The sequence below is a fragment of the Saccharopolyspora terrae genome (genome assembly GCF_004348435.1).
Classification (GTDB): domain Bacteria; phylum Actinomycetota; class Actinomycetes; order Mycobacteriales; family Pseudonocardiaceae; genus Saccharopolyspora; species Saccharopolyspora endophytica.
Window position 1 is genome coordinate 17,175 of record NZ_SMKS01000014.1, and the last position, 24,178, is coordinate 41,352.

Sequence of the window (24,178 nt, forward strand, 5' to 3'; positions counted from 1 at the left end):
CGCCAGGGGAATGGGAACATGGTGACGATCTCGCAGCGCGCCAAGCGCGCGGCCCGACGGCCGGTGGAGATGCTGGACGACCTGGGTGACCAGATGTCGTTCTACATCCGATCGCTGGCGTGGATTCCGCGGGCGATCCCGCGCTACGCCAAGGAAACGCTGCGCCTGCTGGCCGAGGTCAGCTTCGGCAGCGGCGCTCTGGCGGTCATCGGCGGCACGGTCGGCGTGATGATCGGTCTGACGCTGTTCACCGGAACGGTCGTCGGCCTGCAGGGCTTCGCGGCCCTCGACCAGCTGGGCACCTCCGCCTTCGCCGGCTTCATCTCGGCGTACTTCAACACGCGCGAGATCGCGCCTCTGGTGGCCGGTCTGGCCCTGTCGGCGACGGTCGGTTCCGGGTTCACCGCCCAGCTCGGCGCGATGCGGATCTCCGACGAGATCGACGCGCTCGAGGTCATGGGCGTGCCGAGCCTGCCCTACCTGGTGACCACCCGCGTGATGGCCGGCTTCGTCGCCGTCATCCCGCTGTACGTGCTGGGCCTGCTGACGTCCTACGTCGCGGCCCGGGGCGTCACGGTCTACCTCTACGGCCAGTCGGCGGGCACCTACGACCACTACTTCAACCTGTTCCTGCCTCCCGAGGACGTGCTGTGGTCCTTCGGGAAGGTCCTGATCTTCAGCGTGGTGGTGATCATGACGCACTGCTACTACGGATACCGCGCCAGCGGCGGCCCCGCCGGGGTCGGCGTCGCGGTGGGACGCGCGGTGCGGACCGCGATCGTGACCACTGCTCTGCTGGACTTCTTCCTCAGCCTCGCGATCTGGGGCACCACGACGACCGTTCGGATCACCGGATGAGCGCGCGGGGAGCGGTCACCACGGTCAAGCGCAGGGTGATGGGTCTGGCGCTGCTGATGAGCATGGTCATGTTCGTCGTGCTGTGCCTGGCGTTCTACAACAAGGCGTTCACGGCGTCCTCGGACGTCATCCTCAAGGCGGCCTCGACGGGCAACCAGCTGCTGCCGGACTCCGACGTCAAGGTGCGCGGCATGATCGTCGGCCGGGTCGTCGAGGTGAAGTCCGACGGCAAGGGCGCCGAGCTGCACCTGGCGCTGCAGCCGGACATGGCCGAGAAGATCCCGGCCAACGTCTCCGCGCAGCTGCTGCCGCGCACCCTGTTCGGCGAGCGCTACGTGGCGCTGGACATGCCGGACAAGCCATCGTCGAAGACGCTGGCCTCCGGCGGCGTGATCGAGCAGGACCGCACCCGCGCGGGCCTGGAGCTGGAAACCGTGCTGGCGGACACCATGCCGGTGCTGCAGGCGGTGAACCCCGACGACCTGTCGGCCACGCTCAACGCGCTGGACCAGGCGCTGTCGGGCCGCGGTGAGCAGGTCGGCGAAACGCTGTCCCAGCTCAACACCTACCTGGACGGGCTCAACCCGTCGGTGCCGGCCCTGCGGGACAACCTGCGGGAGCTGGTGGGCGTCGCGCAGACCTACGAGCAGGCCGCGCCGGACATCATCTCCGCGCTGGACAACTTCTCCACCACGGCGCGAACCCTGGTGGACCAGAAGCAGAACCTGCAGAAGATGACCGGGCAGCTCACCACCACGTCCGGTGACCTGACGACGTTCCTGGACGCCAACGGCCAGAACATCATCCAGCTCGCCGACGCCCAGCGCCCGACGCTCGACGTGCTGGCGAAGTACTCGCCGTCCTACCCGTGCTTCCTCGGCGAGATGGCGGAGTTCGTCCCGCGCATCCGCCAGGCGTTCGGCGAGGGCACCAACGAGCCCGGCCTGCACGTGACGCTGGAAGTCGCGCCGCACCGCGGCAAGTACCGCCCGAACCAGGACGAGCCGGAGTTCGGCGACACGCGCGGACCCCGTTGCTACAACTTCATGGAGCACCTGGACCCGATGCCGGAGTACCCGCCGGACGGCCCGTTCAAGGACGGTTCGGTTCCCCCGCCCGCATCGCGTCCGGCCAACGGCGGCCTGAACCCGCCGGCGGGCAGCACTCCCCAGTCGGCGCCGGCGGGCACCGCGGCCCAGTGGGTCAACTCGCCGGCTGAGCGCGACATGGTCGCCACCGTGCTGGCTCCCGCTCTGGGCCGTCCCTCCTCGGAGGTTCCCGGCTGGGGCAGCCTGCTGGTCGGCCCGGTCCTGCGAGGTGCGGAGGTGAGCTACCGATGAACGGGATCAGCATTCGCGGACCACTGGTCAAGTTCCTGGTCTTCGTGGTGATCACCTCGCTCGCGACCGGCCTGCTGATCATGACGATCGCCAACCAGGACCTGCGCTCGGCGAGCTCCTACACCGCGCGGTTCACCGATGTCACCGCCCTCAACGAGGGCGACGAGGTGCGCATCTCCGGTGTGAAGGTCGGTGAGGTCGAGAACATCGAGCTCGTCGACAACAAGGTCGCCGAGGTCAAGTTCAACGTCGCCGACCGGCGGCTGCCGTCCTCGGTGACCGCGACGATCAAGTACCGGAACCTGGTGGGGCAGCGCTACATCGCGCTGGAGCAGGGCGCCACGCCCACCTCCGGTTCCGGCGGCGCCTCCGGCCGCACCGTCCAAGGTGGGTACCTGCCGGTGGGCGGCACGATCCCGCTGGAGCGCACCAAGCCGGCGCTGGACCTGACCGTGCTGCTGGGCGGCTTCAAGCCGCTGTTCCAGGCGCTGTCGCCGGAGGACGTCAACAAGCTGTCGTACCAGATCATCCAGGTGCTGCAGGGCGAGGGCGGCACGGTGGAGAGCCTGCTGTCGCACACGGCTTCGCTGACGACCACCATCGCCTCCCGCGACCAGGTGATCGGCGAGGTCATCAACAACCTCAACGGCGTGCTGGACACCGTGAACACGCGTGACCAGCGGCTCTCCGAGCTGGTCGGCCAGCTGCGGCAGGTGGTGTCCGGACTCGCCGAGGACCGCGACTCCATCGGCAGCGCGATCACCGCGATGGACGGGCTGACCAACACCACCGCCGGGCTCCTGCAGGACGCCAGGCCCGGGTTGCAGCAGGACATCGCCGGCCTCGGCGAGGTGTCGAAGAACCTCAACGACCACGAGCAGCTGGTGGACCGGGTGCTGCGCAACATGCCGAACAAGCTGGAGAGCTTGAGCCGGACCGCCTCGCACGGGTCGTGGTTCAACTTCTTCCTGTGCAAGACCTCCGGCAACGTCGGCGTCGGCGACATCAACCTGCCGCTGCCGCTGATGCCGGTGACCCAGCCGAGGTGCCAGCCATGACATCCTTCTCCCAGCGCGACCCCCTCAAGATCGGTGTCGCCGGCATCCTGGTGCTGGTGCTCGCGTTCCTGCTGGTGGCCAACTACGAGCGGCTGCCGCTGATCAGCGGCACCACCTACACCGCGCAGTTCACCGAGGCCGCGGGACTGCGCGAGGACAACGAGGTCCGGATCGCCGGGGTCAAGGTCGGCACGGTCTCCGACGTCGAGCTCGAAGGCGACCACGTGCTGGTCAGCTTCCGGGTCTCCGACGCCGAGCTCGGTGACCACACCACCGCGGCGATCAAGGTCAAGACCCTGCTCGGCCAGAAGTACCTGGCGCTGGACTCGCAGGGCTCCAAGGAGCTCGACAACGACCAGCCGATCCCGCTGAGCCGGACCATGTCGCCCTACGACGTCATCGAGGCGTTCAGCGACCTGTCCAAGAACGTCGACCAGATCGACACGAGGCAGCTGGCGAAGAGCTTCGAGACGCTGTCGAGCACGTTCAAGGACACCCCGGGCGAGGTCAGCGGGGCCCTCAACGGGCTTTCGCAGCTGTCCAAGACCATCTCCTCGCGCGACGAGCAGATCGAGCACCTGCTGAACAACACCACGCAGGTCTCCCAGCAGCTCGCGGACCGCAACGAGGACTTCGAGAAGCTGCTCTCCGACGGCAACCTGCTGCTGCAGGAGCTGCGGGCGCGCCGCGACTCGATCTCGTCGCTGCTGACCGGGACCCAGGAGCTGTCGCAGCAGCTGACCGGGCTGGTCGACGACAACCAGGCGCAGCTCGGGCCGACGCTGCAACAGCTGGACAAGGTGACCAAGATGCTGCAGCGCAACCAGCAGAACCTGGACCGGAGCCTGAACACCTTCGCACCGTTCACCAGGCTGTTCTCCAACGTCCTCGGCAACGGGCGCTGGTTCGACACCTACATCTGCGGTCTGCTGCCGCCCGCCGTGGGACCGATCAACCAGGAGGGTTGCAAGCAATGACGAACGCACCCTCGAAGAGCTCGAACCTGGCCAAGGTCCTCACCATCGGGATCGTCGTCGTGCTGCTCGGCGCGGTCGGCGGCTGGTGGCTGTTCTACGGAGCGGCGGAGCGCAAGGTCACCGCCTACTTCGACGCCGCGGTCGGCCTGTACCCGGGCGGTGACGTGCGCGTCCTCGGCGTCCCGATCGGCACCATCGACGAGGTCACGCCGCAGGGCAAGCAGGTCAAGGTCACGCTGAGCGTGGACCGCGACACCGCGATCCCCGCCAACGCGAGCCTGGTGGCGGTCTCTCCCAGCATCGTCTCCGACCGGTACGTGCAGTTCGCGCCGGTCTACAAGGGAGGACCGAAGCTGGGCGACGACGCGGTGATCCCCGCCGAGCGCACCGCGACGCCCGTCGAGCTGGACAACATCTACCGCAGCCTCAACGACCTGACCAAGGCGCTGGGACCCGACGGGGCCAACAAGAACGGCGCGCTGACCGACCTGCTCAACACCGGTGCCGCCAACCTGGAGGGCAACGGCAAGGCGCTGTCGGAGACGCTGCGCAACCTCGGCGAGGCGGGGACGACGCTGTCGGGCAACAGCGACGAGCTGTTCAAGACGGTCGACAACCTGCAGCGCTTCACCGGGATGCTGGCCGAGAACGACGGCCAGATGCGCAGGTTCAACACGCAGATGCAAGAGGTCAGCAGCAACCTCGCCGGGGAGCGCAACGACATGAGCGCGGCCCTGGCCGAGCTGTCCGTGGCGCTGGGCAAGGTGGAGTCCTTCGTGCGGGACAACCGCTCCGAGGTGCAGTCCAACGTCAGCCAGCTCCACGACGTGGCCGCCGTGCTGGTCAAGCAGAAGGCGGCGCTCAACGAGTCGCTGACCACCGCGCCGCTGGCGATGAGCAACCTGAACAACTCCTACAACGGCGCTTCCGGAACGCTGGACCAGCGCGCGATGTTCAACGAGCTCAACCAGCCGCCGCTGGTGGCGGTGTGCAAGCTGCTCGACCAGTCCACGCCGCAGCAGGTCCCGCTCGAGGTCAGCAGCGCCTGCGACGCCCTGCGCCCGGTGCTGGCCGGCAGCGAGAAGCTGCCGACGCTGGCCGAATCGCTCAACGCGGTGCAGAACGGCAAGCTGCCGCCGTTGCCGCTGCCGCTGACCAACGGACTTCAGCCCGCTGGAGGTGGCCGGTGATGCGGTCCGGTTTGACTCGTCTGGTGCGATCCGTCTTCACCCGCTCCTCGGCCGTCAAGGTCGGCGCGGTCGCGACGGTCGGCCTGCTGGCGCTGTCGGGTTGTGCCTCCCGCGGCGTCTACGACATGCCGCTGCCGGGTGGCGCCGACGTCGGCAGCCGCCCCTACGACGTGAAGGTCCGCTTCGCCGACGTGCTGGACCTGGTGCCCAACGCGGGCGTCCGGGTCAACGACGTCGCGGTCGGCCGGGTCTCCAACATCGCCCTCGCGCCGGGGACGTGGGAGGCCGAGGTGACCGTCACCGTCAACGGCGACGTGAAGCTGCCGGCCAACGCCATCGCCCGGCTGCGCCAGTCCAGCCTGCTCGGTGAGAAGTACGTCGAGCTGGCCGCTCCGCCGCAGGCGGCCTCCGGGCGGCTGACCGACGGCGCGACCATCGGGCTCAACCGCTCCAACCGCAACCCCGAGGTGGAAGAGGTCCTCGGCGCGCTGTCGCTGCTGCTCAACGGCGGTGGTGTCGCGCAGCTGCAGAGCATCACCCAGGAGCTCAACAAGGCGATGAGCGGGCGCGAGTCCGACATCCGCGGCCTGCTGAACAACCTCGACGAGCTCGTCTCCGGGCTCGACGCGCAGCGCAACGACATCGTGCGCGCGCTGGACAGCATCAACCGGCTCTCGGCGAAGCTCAACGAGCAGCGCGGCAGCATCGACACCGCGCTGCGCGACCTCGGCCCCGGTCTGCAGGTGCTCAACGAGCAGCGCGGGCAGCTGGTGACCATGCTGCAGTCGCTGGACCGGCTCTCGGGCGTGGCCACCAACGTCGTCGACAAGTCGCACGACGACCTGGTGCACGACCTCAACCAGCTCGCGCCGACGCTGCACCAGCTCGCCGCCGCCGGTGACTCGCTGCCGAAGTCGCTGGAAACCCTGGTCACCTTCCCATTCCCGGACAACGCGGTGAACGGCATCGGGGGCAGCGACTACAACAACCTGTACCTCAAGGTCGACCTGAACCTGAGCACGATCGTGGAGAACCTCGGGCGCTCCCGCCAGCCGCTGCTGCCGGCGCCCGACGGACTCCCGCTGCCGCTGAACGGACAGACGCAGCAGCCCCAGCAACCCGCACCGCCCCAGCCGAAGCCGGAAGAGGAATCCGGTGGCGGACTGCTGGGCAGGCTGTTCGGAGGTGGCAACTGATGCTCACCCGTCGAGCCCGATTCCAGATCATCGGCTTCGTGCTGATCGCGCTGATCGGTTGCAGCTACGCAGGGTTCAAGTACGCGGGCCTGGACCGGCTGTTCGGCAACCGCGGCTACGAGGTGGCGCTCAACCTGGCCAGCACCGGTGGTGTCTTCGAGAACGCGGAGGTCACCTACCGGGGCGTGCCGATCGGCCGGGTCGGCGAGCTCAAGCTCACCGACGACGGCGTCCAGGTCCCGCTGGACATCGAGGAGAACGCCCCGGCCATCCCGGCCGACGTGGAGGCCGTGGTCACCAACCGGTCCGCGGTCGGTGAGCAGTACGTGGACCTGCGCCCCAAGCAGAACAAGGGCCCGTACCTCGAGGAGGGTTCGGTCATCGCCGAATCCCGCACCACCACGCCGCTTCCGGTCCAGGACCTGATGATGAACCTGGACTCGTTCGCCAACTCGGTGCCGCAGGACTCGCTGCGCACCGTCGTCAGCGAGCTGGGGACCGCGTTCCGCGACAACGGCGGTCACCTGCAGACGATCCTGGACACCTCGCGGGAGTTCACCGCGCAGGCGCAGAACCACCTGCCGCAGACGGTGCAGCTGCTGGAGGACGGCAAGACCGTGCTGGCCACGCAGAACGACCAGGGCTCGGCGATCAAGTCCTTCAGCAAGGACCTGAACTTGCTGTCGCAGTCGCTGGAACGCTCCGACGGCGACCTGCGCGGCGTCATCCAGAAGGCGCCGCCCGCCGCGGTGCAGCTGTCCGGCCTGATCAAGGACAACCCCCGGCTCGGGCCGCTGCTGGCGAACCTGACCACGACCTCGAGGCTGCTGTCGGCGCACACCGACGGCATGGAGCAGCTGTTCATCAGCTACCCGGCTCAGGTCGCGGTCTCCAACACCGTCGTCCCCGGGGATGGCACCGCTCACTTCGGACTGGTCCTCAACCTGTTCGACCCGATGCCGTGTACCAAGGGGTACGAGGGAACACCCGAGCGGACCGGTACCGACATGTCGCCGGCACCGCTCAACAAGAACGCGCACTGCGCGGAGCCTCCGGGCAGTCCGACCTCAGTGCGCGGCGCGCAGAACGCACCCGGGCAGTAAGAGAGGCAACACGTGACCGTTCAAGCCGACACCGCTCGCCGGCGGCCCAAGCTGTCGCTGGTGCTGTTCGTGGTGAGCCTGGTGTGCGCCCTGGTCCTCGGGGTGCTGTGGGTGCTGGCCATCAACAACTCCTCGGTGGCCTACGCCGGGACGCGTGACGAGGCGCTGCAGCAGGGTCAAGAAGCGATCGTCAACTTCAACAGCCTGGACCACAAGGACATCGACCGCGGTCTGCAGCGGTGGGAGGACAACTCCACCGGTGCGCTGCGGGACGAGGTCCGGAAGGGCCGCAAGGACTACGCCACCCGGATCCAGCAGGCCAAGAGCAGCACCACCGCTCGCGTGCTGGACGCGGGCATCGTCGAGCTCGACGAGAACGCGGGCAAGGCCCGGATGATCGCGGTCGTGCAGATCACGGTCACCGTGGAGGGCCAGCCCCCGGCCAACAAGCAGGATCGCTACCAGGCAGAACTCACGCGTGAGGGCGACGTCTGGAAGATCAGCGGCCTGGGCACCGTCCCGGTCGGCTGAACGGCGAGACCCGAAAGCGATTCGAGGAGTACAGCCAGTGCCTACCAACCGCCGTTCCGGCACGAACCGGCAGCCAGCGGCCCGCCGGCCGAAGGTGGCCGGCCTGCGCAAACGCCCCACTTCACCCGCCTCCTCCGAGGAGGCCGCGAAGGCGGAGGAAGAGGACCAGGTCAACGGCACTGCGGTGACCGAGCAGCCGGAGGCCGCCGAGCCCGAGGCCGTCGAAGCTGCGACCGCTGAGACTGCGACCGCTGAAACTTCGGCCGCCGAGCCGGAGACCGCCAAGAGCGAGACCGCTGAGACCGACACCGCTGAGCCGGAATCGCAGGTCAGCGAGGCTGTTTTGGCCGACGAACCGTCGTCCGCGCAGGACTCGCCCGCCGTCGAGCCGGAGAAGACCGAGACCGATGACGCCGAGCCCGAGAGCTCGAAGTCCGACGTCGCGGAGTCCGGCGACGCCGGCAAGCCCTGGGTGCTGTGGGGCGTGACGGCCCTGCTGTTCGCGCTGGCGATCTTCTTCGGCGTCTCGACCTACACGACCTACAACACCGGTCCCGCCGCGAACGAGGCGTTGACCTCGGCGGGTGCGACCAGCGAGGTCAACGGCCAGGTCAGCGACGGCATCGAGAAGCTCTTCTCCTACGACTTCAACGACACGGCCAAGACCGAGAATGCCGCCAAGGACCTCCTGGTCGGCCCTGCCGTGCAGAAGTACGACGAGCTGTTCGCCCTGGTCAAGCAGCAGGCCCCGCAGCAGCAGCTGATCGTCACCACCACGGTGAAGAACAGCGCGGTGACGCGCCTGGAAGGCGACCGGGCCGAGGTCCTCGTCTTCGTCGACCAGCACGCGATGCGCGCCAACACAGGCGAGTCCAACATCGGCCCCGCTCAGCTCTCGGTCAGCGCCGAGAAGCAGGGCGACAAGTGGAAGATCACCCAGCTCACGCTGCGCTGATCCGGTCTGCTGAACGACGAGGGCGGTTCTGGTCCGACCAGAACCGCCCTCGTCGTGCGTGACCGCTTCCTCAGGGCCCTACGTGGATGTGGGCGCTCCAGGTCGCGTGGTCGTTCGGACGCGCGTTGCGGAGCTCCCGGGCCGCGTTGTGCAGCGCGTAGGCGGCACCGTCGGTGCCGTACCCGCTCTGCCCGAACACCTCCGAGTAGAAGTCCGCGTGCGCCTCGATCGCGCTGTTCACGTCGACCTCCCACAGGGTGCCGATGACGTGCGTGAACCCGGCGAACCCCAGCGCCGAGGCCAGCGACAGCGCAGCCGCGCACGGCTGGTCGGCGGCGGTCGCGACCTGACCCAGGTAGCAGAACTCCGCCTTGTCCAGCGCGACCTGACCCAGCTCGACCAGGCCCAGCGGCCGCTGGCCGTCGCGGTCCAGCAGCATCCCGGCGGCGGGCTGGGCGGGGAACTGCGAGCTCGGCTCGCAGATGTGCACCCACGGGTAGTTCGGCAGCATCCGCAGCACGTCGGTGGCGCTGGCGCTCTCGGTGGAGATGATCTCCGCGCCCGGCCAGTGCTGGGCCAGCACCTGGTTCTGCGGCGGCAGCTCGCGCGAGACCTGCTCGGCGGATCCGGCCGCCACCAGCGCCTCGCCCTCCGGCACCGGCCGGGTGCGGGCGCGTAGCAGGCAGCCGAGCGTCGGCGTGTGCGACGAGACGACGCGGTCCAGCGCCGAGGCGCCGGCGTGCGCCGTCGCGGAGTGCAGCGGCAGGTAGGCCGGCGCGCCGAAAGCGCTCCACCAGACCCGGGGCCAGCGCGCACCCGCGGCCGGGGTGTTGAGGTATCCCATCCGGTCCAGCACCGGGCGCACCAGCCGCACCCACGTCCAGTCCAGCACCTCGGCCATCGAGGCGTGATCGTCCTGCTGCGCGGCGGTCAGCAGCGCGAGGGCCTGCTCGCCCGCCTTCTCCGGGGTGGCGTGCGGGATCGGCACGGTCAGCACGCGGCCGCCGAAGATCACCAGCACGTCCGAGCGGTACCGGCTGAGGTTGACGATCGCCACCGACCCGTCGCCGCCGACCCCGCTGAGCTCGGAGAACCGCTGGACCCGCAGGTGCGTCGGCTGGACCTCGCGGACCTCGTCGATCAGCGCCGCCCAGGCCTCGGCCAGCCGCATGCGGTCGTCGGCGTCGCCCAGGTCGGGATCTTCGGCCGGGCGGTCCAGCAACCGCCGCAGCCGCACGATCTCGTCGGCGAGCTCCGGGTGCTCGCGGTGCAGCGAGCCGAGCTCGCCGCCGCTGGGCAGGAAGTCCGCCAGGATCGCCGACCTGCCGTGCTCGATGAGCTCCACGGCCCTGTCCGGCTCGCCGGCCTCGATGGCGCTGGCCGCCGCATCGGCCACGATCGAGGCCCAGCGCTGCTGCGCGCTCGGCGAGGCCACGACCCGCTTGCCGCGGGTCATCAGCGGCAGCAGCTCGACGGCGGTGGTGAACGACTCCAGGGCCTCCGACCAGCGCTGCTCCTGAGCGCTGATGCGTCCGGCGAGCGCGGCCGCCCGAAGCCGCTGCTCGGCGGGCGCGTTGGCCTGGGTGGCCGCCTCGGTGAGCACCTTGCGCGCCCAGCGGTGGTACCGGCGGCGACCGGTGCGCTGGTGCAGCGCCTGCAGCGCCCGGCCGAGCTGGATGGACACCGCAGCCCGCCCGGGAGTGGTGTCCGGCATGCCGATGAGCGCCTGGTCGAACAGCTCGATCGCGGTCTCGACGTCCTGCGCGCGCCCGGCCCGCTGGAACCGGTGCGCGAGCACCGCGCCCAGCTGCACCCACGCGATGTGCTGGGTCTGGGAGTCCGAGGACTTCGCCGCCTCGCGTGCCAGTTCGCCCGCGCGGTCCAGGTCGTCGCGGTTCTCGACGTGCTCGTAGCGCACCAGCAGGCTCGTGTTGAGCGCGGTGATCATCCGCGCGCGCTGGGAGGGAGCGGCGGCCTCGACCGACGCTTCGCCCGCGGTGACCGCGGTGTCCAGCGCCTTGGCCTCGCCGCCGTGCATGAAGTGCCTGCGCAGCAGGATCGCGTAGCCGCCCAGCGCCAGCGCGCGGTGGGTGTCCTCGGTGGCCAGCGCCCGCACGGCGGGTGCGATCGGTCGCAGCACCCGGCGCAGCTGGCCGGCCTCGCCGGTGGCGTCGACGTGCTCGGCGGTGGCGGCGGACAGCTGCCAGACGGCCATTCCCAGCTGCGGGTTCCCGGCTTCGAGGACGCCGAGGACGCCGATCAGCTCGTTGATCGCGGAGTTGAGGTCGGTGAGGTCGCCGTTGCGCTGGAAGCGCAGCCGCAGCGCCTCGGCGTACCGGCACAGGCCGCCGCGGCGGGCGTCGCCGTCGGGCAGCGCACCCGATCCGGCGGACAGGTGCTTGATCGCCTCGTCGAGGTCGTCCTGGTCGCCGTTGCGCTGGTAGCGGCGCATCAGCGCGGCACCGAGGTTGATCAGCAGCTCGGAGGTGGTGGCGTCGCTGGCCGGGGAGATCCGCGCGGCTTCCCGGAACACCGCGATGGATTCCTCGTCGGATTCGGCCGAGTCCGCGAGCTGGGCGTGCAGCTTGAGCGCGTTGGCCAGCCGCAGCAGCACCATCGGGCGCCGCTGGTCGCGCTTGGGCGTCTTCTCGACGGCTTCGCGCGCGACCTGCGCGCTGTCGGCTGCGAACTGGGCCTGACCGGTCTTGCCCGCGAGGTCGGTCAGGGCCAGTGCGAGGTTGCAGTAGTAGAGGATGCGGTCGCGGTCGCCGGAGTGCGCGGAGTTCGTCGCCGCGCGGTAGTAGCCGATGGCGTCTTCGAGGTCGGCGAGCTCGCGGCTGCGCACGTAGGTCAGCTGGACGGCGCTGCCGAGGTTGTTGAGCACGCCCGCTCGGGCGGGGTCGTCCTCGCGCAGCACGCCCGCGGTGGTGCGGAAGACCTCGGTGACCCACTGCAGGTTGCTGAAGTCGAGCGTGGTGACGATCTGGTTCATCGCCGCGATGGCGTCCGCGTAGCGCTGCTCGGCGCTGCGGCGCTCGGTCCCCCCTGGTTTGGCGCCGACCGCGCTGTGCCCGCCGGTCGCGGGGCCCCCGGTGCCGGGGGGTCCGCTGCCGAAGCCGGGGTTGGTCCCGAACCCGGGGTTGGTCCCGGTGCCCGGGTTGGTGCCGGTGTGCGGACCGCCGGGTCGTGCGTCGGGGCCGTCCGCGGTGACTTCACCGTCGTCCTCCGGCGCGAACCAACTGGATTGAGGGGGTTGAGGGCCGCTCTGGTCCTTGCCTCCGGTCCAACGCTGCAGCCCGCGGAACCGCTCGCTCGCGCGGCTTGCATCGTCTGTCATCGGTCGTTTCTCCTGTGGCCTGCCGGGCACCGGTCGGGGAAGCCGGTGGTCGTCTCACGTTACCGGCGGAGGTATTTGTCGAGTAGCCCATGTGTTTACTAGGTGGGATCGCCACAGAGGTGACGCGTCCCCCCGTTGGATGTAATTGCTGAGCTTCGGTTGGTGAAACTACTAGCTCTGCGCGACGGCATCAGCCCCATAGGGGAAGGTTTGCGGCATCTTGGGGTCTCGATGTGGTCAAGCCGCGTCGATGGTCGCCCGGAGTCGATGTGGAGCCTCGGAGCGTTACGACGTTCGGGTGGCGGCCGTCCAGGTCACACCGCATGCCGCCACTCACAGTAGTTGTTCATGAACGGGCGTTTCCAGATTTCCCGATCCCGGCGAGTGGTCTCGGGTGGTCCCGCTAAATGGTCTGGGCCAATCTTTTCAAGATCGCGAAAGCGGGCCCTACGAAATTCGCGCACGAGTTCTGGGGTGATTCCACTCGGGGTGCGTGCGAAATGGTGCTCATGGGGCTCGTGGGAATTGTGTGGCGTGCGTCGCGGAAGGGGCAGGCGGACTGAGAATGACCACTTTCAGGTGGAGATCGCCCGGGTCGAGGTGGTCCCGGGTGGTCTCGCGGCGACCGCGGGCGGGCCGGAAGTGTGTTCCGGGTCCCTCCTCTGTGGTCCGAAAGGGGTTTCTGAACGGTTGTCAAGAGCCGATCGGAGGGGGTTCGCCGAGGGCGTGAAGGAACTGCCTCATGTGCTGATCAAAAGGCCCTGACCAGGTTAAAAGCACCCCTCGGTGGTCACGCGAGGTGATCGTGTTTTCCGCCACGAGAGTGATCGATCGGTGATCTCTTGACTGAGAGCGCGCGCGGGTTCACTCTGGTCCTCAACGCGGGGCTGGGCCGCCATCGGTGGGCCCCCTCGACAGCTGGCGTCCTTCCGGCTAGACTGCTACTTTGCGCTGCCCTCCTATAGGTCTGCCCGCACTGGACCGTAGGATGGTCGGCGCCATTGCACCCTTGACAGCTGTGCTAGTGATCTGCGCGCTTGCCTGACGCGCGCTTTTCGCCGTGAGCATGGCTGTAGCCAGTTCAGAGTCCCGGAAGGACGCATCTTGGCAGTCTCCCGCGCGACCAAGGTCTCTGCAGCTTCCAACTACACGTCGGGGATCCCTGGGGCACCCAAGCGGGTCTCGTTCGCGAACATCCGCGAACCGCTGAACGTGCCGAACCTGCTAGACCTGCAGATCCAGTCCTTCGAATGGCTTGTCGGTAACGAGGCCTGGTTCCAGCGCCGGGTCGACGCCGGCGAGGACAATCCGGTTGGTGGTCTTGAGGAGGTCCTCAGCGAGATCTCCCCGATCGAGGACTTCTCCGGATCGATGTCGCTGTCTTTCTCCGATCCGCGCTTCGACGAGGTCAAGGCCTCCGTCGGGGAGTGCACGGACAAGGACATGACCTACGCGGCGCCCCTGTTCGTCACCGCTGAATTCACCAACCACTCGACTGGCGAGATCAAGAGCCAGACGGTGTTCATGGGTGACTTCCCGATGATGACCGACAAGGGCACCTTCATCATCAACGGAACCGAGCGGGTCGTGGTCTCCCAGCTCGTGCGTTCCCCCGGTGTCTACTTCGACCAGTCGGTCGACAAGACCACTGACAAGGACGTCTTCAGCGTCAAGATCATCCCGAGCCGCGGTGCGTGGCTCGAGTTCGACGTCGACAAGCGCGACACCGTCGGTGTCCGCATCGACCGCAAGCGCCGTCAGCCGGTCACCGTGCTGCTCAAGGCGCTCGGCTGGTCCACCGAGGCCATCCGCGAGCGCTTCGGTCACTCCGAGACGCTGATGGCGACCCTGGAGAAGGACCACACCGGCGGCACCGATGAGGCGCTGCTGGACATCTACCGCAAGCTGCGCCCGGGCGAGCCGCCGACCAAGGAGAGCGCGCAGACCCTCCTGGAGAACCTGTTCTTCAAGGAGAAGCGCTACGACCTGGCTCGCGTCGGCCGCTACAAGGTCAACAAGAAGATCGGTCTCTCGCAGTCCTACGAGACCGGCGTGCTGACCGAAGAGGACATCGTCACCACGATCGAGTACCTGGTCCGCCTGCACGCAGGCGAGGTCGAGATGCCCGCTCGCGGTGAGGACGCCGGCGACACCATCCCGGTCGAGGTCGACGACATCGACCACTTCGGCAACCGCCGCCTGCGCACCGTCGGCGAACTGATCCAGAACCAGGTCCGCGTCGGCCTGTCGCGCATGGAGCGGGTCGTCCGCGAGCGGATGACCACCCAGGACGTCGAGGCGATCACGCCGCAGACCCTGATCAACATCCGCCCGATCACGGCGGCGATCCGGGAGTTCTTCGGCACCTCGCAGCTCTCGCAGTTCATGGACCAGACCAACCCGATCGCGGGTCTGACGCACAAGCGTCGTCTCTCCGCGCTCGGCCCGGGCGGTCTGTCCCGTGAGCGCGCGGGCATGGAAGTCCGAGACGTGCACCCCTCGCACTACGGCCGCATGTGTCCGATCGAGACGCCGGAAGGCCCGAACATCGGTCTGATCGGCTCGCTGGCCACGTTCGCGCGGGTCAACCCGTTCGGCTTCATCGAGACGCCGTACCGCAAGGTCGTCGACGGCCGGGTCACCGACCAGATCGACTACCTGACGGCCGACGAAGAGGACCGCTACGTCAAGGCCCAGGCCAACGCGGTGATCGACGACGACGGCAACTTCGTCGACGAGCGCGTCCTGGGTCGACGCAAGGGCGGTGAGGTCGAGCTGCTCGCCCCCACCGAGATCGACTACATGGACGTCTCGCCGCGGCAGATGGTCTCCGCCGCGACCGCGATGATCCCGTTCTTGGAGCACGACGACGCCAACCGCGCCCTGATGGGTGCGAACATGCAGCGTCAGGCGGTGCCGCTGCTGCGCAGCGAGTCCCCGCTGGTCGGCACCGGCATGGAGCTGCGCGCCGCGGTCGACGCCGGTGACGTGATCACCGCTGACAAGGCCGGAGTGGTCGAGGAGCTGACCGCCGACTTCGTCACGATCATGGCCGACGACGGCACCCGCCGCTCGTACCGGATGGAGAAGTTCTCCCGGTCCAACCACGGCACCTGCATCAACCAGAAGCCGATCGTCAACGAAGGCGACCGGATCGAGGCCGGGCAGGTCATCGCGGACGGACCGTGCACCGAGAACGGCGAGATGGCCCTGGGCAAGAACTTGCTCGTGGCGATCATGCCGTGGGAGGGGCACAACTACGAGGACGCGATCATCCTGAGCCAGCGCCTGGTGCAGGACGACGTGCTCACCTCGATCCACATCGAGGAGCACGAGGTCGACGCTCGCGACACCAAGCTCGGTGCCGAGGAGATCACCCGGGACATCCCAAACGTCTCCGACGACGTGCTGGCCGACCTCGACGAGCGCGGCATCATCCGCATCGGTGCCGAGGTCCAGGGCGGCGACATCCTGGTCGGCAAGGTCACGCCGAAGGGCGAGACCGAGCTGACCCCGGAGGAGCGGCTGCTGCGCGCCATCTTCGGCGAGAAGGCCCGCGAGGTCCGCGACACCTCCCTGAAGGTGCCGCACGGCGAGACCGGCAAGGTCATCGGCGTCCGCGTGTTCAACCGCGAGGACGACGACGAGCTGCCCCCGGGCGTCAACCAGCTGGTGCGGGTCTACGTCGCGCAGAAGCGCAAGATCCAGGACGGCGACAAGCTCGCCGGCCGCCACGGCAACAAGGGCGTCATCGGCAAGATCCTGCCCGCCGAGGACATGCCGTTCCTGTCCGACGGCACCCCGGTCGACATCATCCTGAACACCCACGGTGTTCCGCGACGGATGAACATCGGCCAGGTGCTGGAGACGCACCTCGGCTGGATCGCCTCGCGCGGTTGGACGATCGACCCCGATGCCGAGTGGGCCAAGCGCCTGCCGGAGGAGCTGCTCGACGTCGAGCCCGGGACCAACACCGCCAGCCCCGTCTTCGACGGTGTGCGGGAGGAGGAGATCACCGGTCTGCTCGGCTCGACCAAGCCGAACCGCGACGGCGACCGGATGGTCGGCGGAGACGGCAAGGCCCAGCTGTTCGACGGCCGCAGCGGTGAGCCGTACCCGTACCCGACCGCGGTCGGCTACATGTACATCCTCAAGCTGTCGCACCTGGTGGACGACAAGATCCACGCCCGTTCCACCGGCCCGTACTCGATGATCACCCAGCAGCCGCTGGGTGGTAAGGCGCAGTTCGGTGGTCAGCGCTTCGGTGAGATGGAGTGCTGGGCCATGCAGGCCTACGGCGCTGCTTACACGCTGCAGGAACTGCTGACGATCAAGTCCGACGACGTGGTGGGCCGCGTCAAGGTCTACGAAGCGATCGTCAAGGGCGAGAACATCCCCGAGCCGGGTATCCCGGAGTCGTTCAAGGTGCTGCTGAAGGAGCTTCAGTCGCTGTGCCTGAACGTCGAGGTGCTCTCCAGCGACGGCGCCGCGATCGAGATGCGCGACACCGAGGACGAGGACTTGGAGCGTGCCGCTGCCAACCTCGGCATCAACCTGTCCCGCAACGAGAACCCGTCGGTCGACGACATCGCGCACTGACCCTCGCCGCCGGCCCGCGGGCCTAGTCCCGCGGGCCGGCGACCGACCCAACCTGGCACTTGCTTCAACCGGTGGCACCGGGAGAGGCACCATTCGACCAAGGGAGAAGACCCGACGTGCTTGACGTCAACTTCTTCGATGAACTCCGCATCGGCCTCGCCACGGCCGACGACATCCGCCAGTGGTCGTACGGCGAGGTCAAGAAGCCCGAGACCATCAACTACCGAACCCTGAAGCCGGAGAAGGACGGGCTCTTCTGCGAGAAGATCTTCGGTCCGACCCGGGACTGGGAGTGCTACTGCGGTAAGTACAAGCGGGTCCGCTTCAAGGGCATCATCTGCGAGCGCTGCGGCGTCGAGGTCACCCGCGCCAAGGTGCGTCGTGAGCGGATGGGCCACATCGAGCTGGCCGCCGCGGTCACCCACATCTGGTACTTCAAGGGCGTTCCGTCGCGGCTGGGCTACCTGCTCGACCTGGCCCCGAAGGATCTCGAGAAGATCATCTACTTCGCGGCCTACGTGATCACCGGTGTGAACACCGAGCTGCGTCACAACGACCTGTCGACGCTCGAGAGCGAGATCAGCGTCGAGCGCAAGCGGACCGCTGACCAGCGCGACGCCGACCTGGAGGCCCGGGCCCAGAAGCTCGAGACCGACCTGGCCGCGCTCGAGGCCGAGGGCGCCAAGAGCGACCAGCGCCGCAAGGTCAAGGAAGGCGCCGAGCGCGAGATGAAGCAGCTGCGCGACCGCGCGCAGCGCGAGCTCGACAAGCTCGACGAGATCTGGGACACCTTCACCAAGCTGGAGCCCCGTCAGCTCATCGCCGACGAGGTCCTCTACCGCGAGCTCTACGACCGGTACGGCGAGTACTTCACCGGTGGCATGGGCGCGGAGGCGATCCAGACCCTGCTGTCGAACTTCGACATCGGCGCCGAGGCCGAGTCGCTGCGCGAGACCATCCGCAGCGGCAAGGGCCAGAAGAAGCTGCGCGCCCTCAAGCGGCTCAAGGTCGTGGCGGCCTTCCAGGCCACCGGCAACGACCCGAGCGGCATGGTGCTCAACTGCGTGCCGGTCATCCCGCCGGACCTGCGTCCGATGGTGCAGCTCGACGGTGGTCGCTTCGCGACCTCCGACCTCAACGACCTGTACCGCCGCGTGATCAACCGCAACAACCGCCTCAAGCGACTGATCGACCTCGGCGCCCCCGAGATCATCGTCAACAACGAGAAGCGGATGCTGCAGGAGTCCGTGGACGCGCTGTTCGACAACGGCCGTCGCGGGCGTCCGGTCACCGGCCCGGGCAACCGGCCGCTGAAGTCGCTGTCCGACCTGCTCAAGGGCAAGCAGGGTCGTTTCCGCCAGAACCTGCTGGGCAAGCGAGTCGACTACTCGGGCCGTTCGGTCATCGTCGTCGGCCCGCAGCTGAAGCTGCACCAGTGCGGTCTGCCGAAGGAAATGGCCGTCGAGCTGTTCAAGCCCTTCGTCATGAAGCGGCTGGTCGACCTCAACCACGCGCAGAACATCAAGTCCGCGAAGCGGATGGTGGAGCGCCAGCGCCCGCAGGTGTGGGACGTGCTGGAAGAGGTCATCGCCGAGCACCCCGTGCTGCTCAACCGTGCTCCCACGCTGCACCGCCTCGGCATCCAGGCCTTCGAGCCGCAGCTGGTGGAGGGCAAGGCCATCCAGCTGCACCCGCTGGTCTGCGAGGCGTTCAACGCGGACTTCGACGGTGACCAGATGGCGGTCCACCTGCCGCTGTCGGCCGAGGCCCAGGCCGAGGCCCGGGTCCTGATGCTGTCCAGCAACAACATCCTGTCGCCGGCCTCCGGTCGGCCGCTGGCGATGCCGCGTCTGGACATGGTCACGGGCCTGTACCACCTGACCCGTCTGGTCGAGGGCGCCAAGGGTGAAGGTCTGGCGTTCTCGTCGGTCGGCGAGGCGATCATGTCCTTCGACCGCGGTGTGCTGGACCTGCAGGCCAAGGTCAAGATCCGCCTGCGGGACCTGGTCCCGAACGCGCAGCAGATGCCGGAGGGCTGGGAGCCGGGTCAGGCGTGGATCGCCGAGACCACGCTGGGCCGCGTCTGGTTCAACGAGCTGCTGCCGGAGGACTACCCGTTCGTCGACGACCTGCTGCCGAAGAAGAAGCAGGCCGCGATCGTCAACGACCTCGCCGAGCGGTACCCGATGGTCACCGTCGCCCAGACGCTGGACAAGCTGAAGGACGCCGGTTTCCACTGGGCCACCCGTTCCGGTGTGACCGTGTCGATCACCGACGTGGTCGTGCCGCCGAACAAGACCGAGATCCTCGACGGCTACGAGGCCAAGGCCGACCAGGTCGAGAAGCGGTACCGCCGCGGTGCGCTGTCCTACCAGGAGCGCAACGCGGAGCTGGTCAAGGTCTGGACCGCGGCCAAGGACGAGGTCGCCGAGGCCATGGAGACCAACTTCCCCGAGGACAACTCGATCAGCACGATCGTGAAGTCCGGGGCGGCCGGTAACATGACCCAGGTCGTTCAGCTGGCCGGTATGCGTGGTCTGGTGTCGAACCCCAAGGGTGAGTACATCCCGCGCCCGATCAAGGCGAACTTCCGCGAGGGCCTGTCCGTGCTGGAGTACTTCATCTCCAACCACGGTGCCCGCAAGGGTCTGGCGGACACGGCGCTGCGTACGGCCGACTCGGGTTACCTGACCCGTCGTCTGGTCGACGTCTCGCAGGACGTCATCGTCCGCGAGACCGACTGCAGCACCGAGCGCGGCGTCAAGATGCCGATCGCGGAGCTGCTGCCGGACGGCAAGCTGCTGCGCGACCAGCACGTCGAGACCAGCGTCTACGCCCGCACGACCGCCGAGGACGTCACCGACTCCGACGGCAACATCGTGCTGGCCCGCGGGTCCGACCTGGGCGACCCGGCGATCGAGAAGCTGCTCGCCGCGAAGATCACGAAGGTCAAGGTCCGCAGCGTCCTGACCTGTGAGTCCGCGGTCGGCGTCTGCTCGGTCTGCTACGGCCGTTCGATGGCCACCGGCAAGCTGGTCGACGTCGGCGAGGCTGTCGGCATCGTCGCCGCCCAGTCCATCGGTGAGCCCGGCACGCAGCTGACGATGCGCACCTTCCACCAGGGCGGTGTCGCAGGTGACGACATCACCACCGGTCTGCCGCGTGTGCAGGAGCTGTTCGAGGCCCGCGTCCCGAAGGGCAAGGCCCCGATCGCCGACACCTCCGGCCGCATCCGGCTGGAGGACAACGACCGCTACTGGAAGATCACGATCATTCCGGACGACGGCGGCGAGGAGATCGTCTACGACAAGCTGTCCAAGCGTCAGCGGCTCGCGGCGATCTCGGTGGACGGCACCGAGCGGCAGATCTCCGACGGCGACCACGTCGAGGTCGGTCAGCAGCTGCTCGAAGGTGCGGTCGACCCGCACGAGGTGCTGCGCGTGATGGGCCCGCGCGAGGCCCAGCTGCACCTGGTGAACGAGGTGCAGGAGGTGTACCGGTCGCAGGGTGTGGGCATCCACGACAAGCACGTCGAGGTCATCGTCCGCCAGATGCTGCGCCGGGTCATCATCATCGACTCGGGTGCCACCGAGTTCCTGCCCGGTTCGCCGGTCGAGCGCTCGCAGTTCGAGGCGGAGAACCGCCGCGTCGTCGCCGAAGGCGGGGACCCGGCCTCCGGCCGTCCGGTGCTGATGGGCATCACCAAGGCGTCGCTGGCCACCGAGTCGTGGCTGTCGGCGGCTTCCTTCCAGGAGACGACCCGCATCCTCACCAACGCCGCTATCGAGGGCGCGAGTGACAAGCTGGTCGGCCTGAAGGAGAACGTGATCATCGGTAAGTTGATCCCGGCTGGTACGGGCATCAACCGGTACCGCAACATCCAGGTGCAGCCGACCGAGGAGGCACGGGCCGCGGCCTACGCGATCCCGTCCTACGACGACAGCTACTACACCCCGGATGTGTTCGGCGCCGGCACCGGTGCGGCCGTCCCGCTGGACGACTACGACTTCGGCCGCGACTACCGCTGAAGTCCGAAGTAACCAGGCGCCCCCTGCCCGACTCCTCCGGGCAGGGGGCGCTTTCTTCGCTTCAACCGATGTTCGTCGTGGGTGTTGTTGCGCGCTATTACTAGCGCTGGGTTTCGTCCGCGGTGGTGTCCGCGGGCGAGGACTGGGCGTCGTAGTGGTCGGCGAGGGCTTCCGCCTCGATCTTGGGCATGGGGAGCGTCTGTTCAGCGGGGGCTGGACTCATGTGACGGAAGTTAGTGCAGATCCATGGTCATGCGGAACCGCTGTTGATCATTTCGTTGACTTTCGAGCATGAAAAAGCCCCTGCTGGGCAGGGGCTTTTTCATGTCCAGGGGGCCATGCCTGGGAGGGGACCACGGCGCCCCGGGAGTCCTCGGGTCAGCCTTCGAGCTCGGCGAGGGCCTTGCGGACTCGCTCGACCTCGGCTTCGAGCTCGGCGAGCTTGGCCTCGTGCTGCTGGCGGGCTTCGTTGATGACGCCCTCGATTGTCTCGGAGATCTCCGGGTTGAGCTCGGCGGCGGCCTTGGACACGGCGGCGGCCGCGACCGGCAGGGCCTGCACGACGCGCTTGCCCTGGTGTAGCAGGTCGGCCTGCCACTCGCCGTCGGCGGTGCCGGTGACGGTGAGCGTGAGCTCGACGGTGCGGGTCTTCTTCGCGGTGCTCTTGCGGGTCTGGCGCTTCTTGGGCGCCTCAGCCTGAGCCTCGGAGGTCTCGGTGGCCGCCGGAGCCGGGGTTTCGGACGAGGGGGCCTCGGTCGCGACAGCGGAGGGCGCCGTGCTGTCCGCGCCGCTGGTCTCGGCCGGAGTGGTCTGCTCTTCGGTCAACTCTGTGCTCCTGTTTATCGCGGGAGGGGACACCAGAATAGAACAGGTGTTCCCCTTCTGTTGCAGTGGACACGCCGACGACGCGCAGTGTCGCCTGATCGGGTCACCGTTCGAGGACGGTGACCAGGGCTTGCAGTGCGGGACGGAACGCGCGGTCGGAGGGCGCCGCGTACCCGACGATCACGCCGGGTGGGTGCGATCCGGCGCTGAGCCAGTGCGGCCCCAGCACCTGGAGCTCCACCGACCGCCGCCGCGCCCTGTCGAGGACTTCGAGTTCCGTGGGTCCTTCCGGATCCAGCTGCAAGGTCACGTGCAGTCCCGCCGAGATCCCGGCCGGGTGGGGCCGGTGGTTCGCACGCATCCCGCGCAGCGCTTCACCGAGCTGCTCGCGGCGCTGACGGTAGGTGGCGCGCGATCGGCGGACGTGCTGATCGTAGGCCCCCGACAAGATCAACTCCGCCATGGCCAGCTGTTCGAACAGCGGGGCGTGCAATCCGCTGTGCCGCTTGAGCTCCCGGACCGGTTCCACCAGCCGCGAAGGCAGCGCCAACCAGGCCAAACGCAGCGCGGGCGCCAGGGTCTTGCTCGCCGTCCCGGCGTAGACGACGTTGTCCGGCGCCATCCCCTGCAACGAGCCCATCGGCTGCCGGTCGAAGCGGAACTCGCCGTCGTAGTCGTCGTCGATGACCAGCAGGTCCTCGTCCTTGGCGCGCCGCGCCAGCTCCGCCCGCCGCGCGGAGCTCATGCTGACGCCGAGCGGGAACTGGTGGGCCGGGGTGACCACCACCGCTCGGCTGCGCAGCAGCGACACGTCGAGGCCCTCGCCGTCGACCGGGATGCCGTGCACCGCCATCCCGAACCCGGCGGGGATGTCCCACAGGTGCGGCGCCGACGGGTCCTCGAAGTCGACGGAGGGCTCGCCTTGATCGGCAAGGGCATTGCTGAGCAGTGACAACGCCTGCGTGTAGCCGTTGCAGACGATGATGTTGGACGGTGTGGTGGCCACCGCCCGCTCGCGCGCGAGGTAGCCGGCGAGCGCCTCGCGCAAGCGCGGATGCCCCTGCGGATCGCCGTAGTCGAGGTCGTCGGTGGGCACGTCGCGCAGCGCGCGGCGGCTGGCCGCCAGCCAGTCCCGGCGCGGGAACGAGCTCAGGTTCGGCCGACCCGAGCGGAAGTCCCAGCGCGCGACGTCCGGTTGCGCGGGCTCGGGCGCGTCCGGCTGAGCGGGGGTCGCGAGCAGTTCGGCGACGACCGTGGGAGCGCCCTGCCGGGCCACCAGGAACCCCTCGGCGACCAGCTGGTCGTAGGCGCGGGTGACGGTGCCGCGCGCGATCCCGAGCTCCTGGGCGAGCGAGCGCGTCGAGGGAACCCGGCTGCCGGCCGCCAGCGACCCGTCCCGGACGGCGGACCTGAGGGCCTCGGTCAGCTGCCTGCTGTCCGGGTGAACCAGCCCAGCGAACCATCCCACCGTCACGGTCCAGACCTTAGTACCTGGAGCAGCGCTCGGTCCGCGCAGCGGTGCCTCCCGGCCCGTCGTGATTATCGCCTCGGTGGGAAAAATCCGATCGGCCCTGCCGGTGCACGATCGATTGATAACGTGCTCAGCCGCTGGACAGTTGATCGACGGGGAGTGTCGTGGCGGAGGATTTCGGCAGGGACATCGGTGCCGCCGAGCGGATGGTTCGCGAGTGGCAGGACCGGGCGGCGGAGAAGGCCGAGAAGTTCAACCGCCTGCAACAGCAGGTCGAGCAGATCTCGGTGACCGAAACCTCCCGCGATGGCGCGATTCGGGTGACCGTGGCGTCCACCGGGATGCTGCAGGACCTGCAGCTCGCCGACAACGCCAACAACCGGCCGATGCCCAGGCTCGGCGCGGAGATCATGCGGCTGGTGCAGCAGGCGCAGGCCAAGATCCCCGGTCAGATGCAGGAGGCCGTCGAAGGCACCGTCGGGCTCGCCGACTCGGCCGCGCAGCACGTGCTCGACCAGGCCCGCAAGCACTTCCCGGAGCCCCCGCCCGAGGAGGAGCCGCCGCGCGGCACCCGGTCGAACGAGATCCGCCCGGCCGTCGAGGACGACTACCAGCCGCCGCAACGCCGGCAGTCGCCCGGCCGCCGCAGGCCCGACGACTTCGACGACGACTTCGGCAACGGCTCCTTCCTGCGCTGACCTGGGGACTGC

The 24,178-nt window shown here is 68.5% G+C and carries 16 protein-coding genes; 12 read left to right on the forward strand and 4 right to left on the reverse strand.

Going from position 1 to position 24,178, the window contains the following annotated elements:
* Positions 1-18 precede the first annotated feature (18 nt).
* From E1181_RS11160 to E1181_RS11200, 9 genes are read left to right on the forward strand one after another with little or no spacing between them, the layout of a single operon-like run.
* Positions 19-858 carry an MlaE family ABC transporter permease gene (locus E1181_RS11160; protein WP_132673917.1) on the forward strand — a complete coding sequence of 280 codons (840 nt, stop codon included), beginning with the start codon at positions 19-21 and terminating at the stop codon, positions 856-858.
* A complete protein-coding gene (locus E1181_RS11165) occupies positions 855-2,198 on the forward strand; it encodes an MCE family protein (protein WP_132673918.1) in 1,344 nt (447 codons plus the stop codon). The genes E1181_RS11160 and E1181_RS11165 overlap by 4 nt, the downstream gene beginning before the upstream one ends.
* Positions 2,195-3,256, forward strand: a complete 1,062-nt coding sequence (locus E1181_RS11170; protein ID WP_132673919.1) for an MCE family protein — start codon at positions 2,195-2,197, stop codon at positions 3,254-3,256. The genes E1181_RS11165 and E1181_RS11170 overlap by 4 nt, the downstream gene beginning before the upstream one ends.
* Positions 3,253-4,233, forward strand: a complete 981-nt coding sequence (locus E1181_RS11175; protein WP_132673920.1) for an MCE family protein — start codon at positions 3,253-3,255, stop codon at positions 4,231-4,233. Before E1181_RS11170 ends, E1181_RS11175 begins: the two co-directional genes overlap by 4 nt.
* Positions 4,230-5,423: an MCE family protein gene (locus tag E1181_RS11180; protein WP_132673921.1), complete on the forward strand. Its 1,194-nt coding sequence runs from the start codon at positions 4,230-4,232 to the stop codon at positions 5,421-5,423. Before E1181_RS11175 ends, E1181_RS11180 begins: the two co-directional genes overlap by 4 nt.
* A gap of 23 nt (positions 5,424-5,446) precedes the next feature.
* Positions 5,447-6,619 (forward strand): MCE family protein, encoded by a 1,173-nt coding sequence (locus tag E1181_RS11185; RefSeq protein ID WP_235876682.1) that lies wholly within the window; start codon positions 5,447-5,449, stop codon positions 6,617-6,619.
* Entirely contained in the window at positions 6,619-7,722 is a 1,104-nt protein-coding gene (locus E1181_RS11190) for an MlaD family protein (protein ID WP_132673923.1), read from the forward strand. Before E1181_RS11185 ends, E1181_RS11190 begins: the two co-directional genes overlap by 1 nt.
* A gap of 12 nt (positions 7,723-7,734) precedes the next feature.
* Positions 7,735-8,253: a nuclear transport factor 2 family protein gene (locus tag E1181_RS11195; RefSeq protein ID WP_235876683.1), complete on the forward strand. Its 519-nt coding sequence runs from the start codon at positions 7,735-7,737 to the stop codon at positions 8,251-8,253.
* Between the two features lie 37 nt (positions 8,254-8,290).
* On the forward strand, positions 8,291-9,208 hold the full coding sequence (locus E1181_RS11200) for a hypothetical protein (RefSeq protein ID WP_132673924.1): 918 nt from the start codon (positions 8,291-8,293) through the stop codon (positions 9,206-9,208).
* Between the two features lie 70 nt (positions 9,209-9,278).
* On the opposite strand, the gene E1181_RS11205 is transcribed toward E1181_RS11200, so the two are convergent.
* On the reverse strand, positions 9,279-12,545 hold the full coding sequence (locus tag E1181_RS11205; protein WP_132673925.1) for a CHAT domain-containing protein: 3,267 nt from the start codon (positions 12,543-12,545) through the stop codon (positions 9,279-9,281).
* Positions 12,546-13,649: 1,104 nt separating this feature from the next.
* On the opposite strand from E1181_RS11205, the gene rpoB reads away from it, so the two are divergent.
* Positions 13,650-17,144 carry a DNA-directed RNA polymerase subunit beta gene (rpoB, locus tag E1181_RS11210; RefSeq protein WP_132673926.1) on the forward strand — a complete coding sequence of 1,165 codons (3,495 nt, stop codon included), beginning with the start codon at positions 13,650-13,652 and terminating at the stop codon, positions 17,142-17,144.
* A 116-nt stretch (positions 17,145-17,260) separates the two neighbouring features.
* Positions 17,261-21,172 carry a DNA-directed RNA polymerase subunit beta' gene (locus E1181_RS11215; protein ID WP_132673927.1) on the forward strand — a complete coding sequence of 1,304 codons (3,912 nt, stop codon included), beginning with the start codon at positions 17,261-17,263 and terminating at the stop codon, positions 21,170-21,172.
* A gap of 100 nt (positions 21,173-21,272) precedes the next feature.
* Here E1181_RS11215 and E1181_RS32545 read toward each other — a convergent pair whose 3' ends face one another.
* The 3 genes from E1181_RS32545 to pdxR form a co-directional block, all read right to left on the reverse strand.
* Positions 21,273-21,395 (reverse strand): hypothetical protein, encoded by a 123-nt coding sequence (locus tag E1181_RS32545; RefSeq protein ID WP_268952453.1) that lies wholly within the window; start codon positions 21,393-21,395, stop codon positions 21,273-21,275.
* A gap of 155 nt (positions 21,396-21,550) precedes the next feature.
* Complete coding sequence (locus E1181_RS11220) at positions 21,551-21,997, reverse strand: DUF6319 family protein (RefSeq protein ID WP_132673928.1); 447 nt, start codon at positions 21,995-21,997, stop codon at positions 21,551-21,553.
* A 103-nt stretch (positions 21,998-22,100) separates the two neighbouring features.
* On the reverse strand, positions 22,101-23,465 hold the full coding sequence (gene pdxR / locus E1181_RS11225) for a MocR-like pyridoxine biosynthesis transcription factor PdxR (protein ID WP_235876684.1): 1,365 nt from the start codon (positions 23,463-23,465) through the stop codon (positions 22,101-22,103).
* Between the two features lie 167 nt (positions 23,466-23,632).
* On the opposite strand from pdxR, the gene E1181_RS11230 reads away from it, so the two are divergent.
* Positions 23,633-24,166 (forward strand): YbaB/EbfC family nucleoid-associated protein, encoded by a 534-nt coding sequence (locus E1181_RS11230; RefSeq protein ID WP_207922108.1) that lies wholly within the window; start codon positions 23,633-23,635, stop codon positions 24,164-24,166.
* Positions 24,167-24,178: the final 12 nt, after the last annotated feature.